1 protein-coding gene is annotated in these 1,657 nt (G+C 70.9%); it reads right to left on the bottom strand.

Annotated features, from left to right (window positions below; translation table 11 throughout):
- A partial coding sequence (locus ACWELQ_RS45315; protein ID WP_452403129.1) for a condensation domain-containing protein occupies positions 1–1,510 on the bottom strand: 1,510 nt, incomplete at its 3' end.
- Positions 1,511–1,657: the final 147 nt, after the last annotated feature.

Raw genomic sequence — 1,657 nt, 5'->3', positions numbered from 1 at the left:
CGGCACCTCGCGCGTGCAGGCGCGCCGCCAGCGCCTCGACCCGACGCCCCAGTTCCGCGAACGCGATCCGCTCGTACGCGTCGACCAGCGCGATCCGTTCTGGCGTCGCCCGCACCCGCGCCCGCAGCATCCCCACGACAGTTCGCCCGTTCGCGTCCTCGGCCGTCTCGGCGCCCGGCTCAGTGGCCGCCCCGGCCTCGCGGGCGCGCCAGGCATCGAGGAGGGCGTGGTCGGTGGAGTCGAGGAGATCGAGATTCTCGAGGGGGCGATCCATGTGGGAGAGGAGGGAATTCAGGAAGGTGGGGAGGCGGCGGGTGTGGGCTTCGAGTTCGGCGGGGGTGTAGAGGGTGGGGTTGGCGTCGAGGATGAGGCGGATGCCTTGGTCGCCGTAGTCGTAGAGGCGGAAGGCTATGTCTTCCTCGACGCCTGCGGCGACGTTGCGGACCACGCCTGGGGATTCGGCGAAGCGGAGGCCGAAGTCGAAGGGCATGACGTTGACGGAGGGGCCGGATATGCGGCGATCTACGTTGGCGCTCAGGCGGTTTCGCAGGAGGTCGCCGTAGCGGTAGCGGTGGTGGGGGCGGCTGGCGCGCAGGTGGTCGCGGATCTGGGTGATCGTCTCGGCGAAGGTGGTGGCGGGGGTGAAATCGGTCCAGCAGTGGATGGCGTTGACGGTCATGGTGGGGACGCGCAGGGCGGGGGTGCCGATGCGCATCATGACGGGGAGAACCAGGTTGATCTGGTCGGCGCCGGCGATCCGGTGCAGGTAGGCCGCGACACCGGCGATGAGCGCTTCGGCGGAGGTCGCGCTACGCAGGCCGCGCAGGGCGGTCACCAATTCCGGTGTGAGGTCGGCGATCACGCGGGTCATGCGCGGGGACAGCGGCGCGGTGCGACCGGCCGCGCCGACGGGTTCGGGGCGGCCGCGTTCGTAGCCGGCCCAGAATTCCGCCGCGCGCGTGTACTCCTCGGAATGCCGGTCGCGGTGATCGTGCTCGGCGGCCTCCTCGAGGGAGCCGAAATTGACCGGCGGCGGCAGGGTTCCGGCCGCCAGCGCGGTGTAGGTCTGCGCCACCCGGCGGGCGACCAGCACCAGCCCGTAGCCGTCGAGCACGATGTGGTGCACGCGGTGATACCAGAGCAGGGTGTCGTCGGCGACGCGCAGCAGTGCGTGGGCGAACAGCCGGTCGGTGTACACACACCGGTCGACGCCCATGTCGGCGTCCATCCACTCCTGTGCGACGGCACGGGGATCCGGCCGGTCACGCAGGTCGGCGACGTGGATCGGGCAGTCGGCCGGTTCCGGTTCCTGGCGCGGCCCGTCGGCGGTGTCACGGATGCGCAGGTGCAGCGCCGGTGTCTCGGCGACGGTGGATCGGATGGCGTCGGCCAGCAGATCCTCCCGCACCGGCCCGCGGATCTCGACGTATTCGCCGATGTTCAGCATGGCCGTGGAGGCGAGTTGCTGTTGCTGCTGCCAGATCTCGTATTGCGCAGCGGTCAGCCGCATCAGCCCTCCAGCGGGGACAGCAGCCGCCACCAGGCGTCCAGGGTGGGCTCGTCGAGCAGGTCCATGAAGCCGATCTCGCGGCCCGCCGCACGCCAGCGCTCGACCAGCGACAGCACCCGCACCGAGTCGAGGCCCGCGGCGAAAAGG

The organism is Nocardia sp. NPDC004722, from assembly GCF_053601505.1.
The sequence above is the reverse complement of the archived record's forward strand: the minus strand, read 5'-3'. Positions and strand labels throughout refer to the sequence as shown.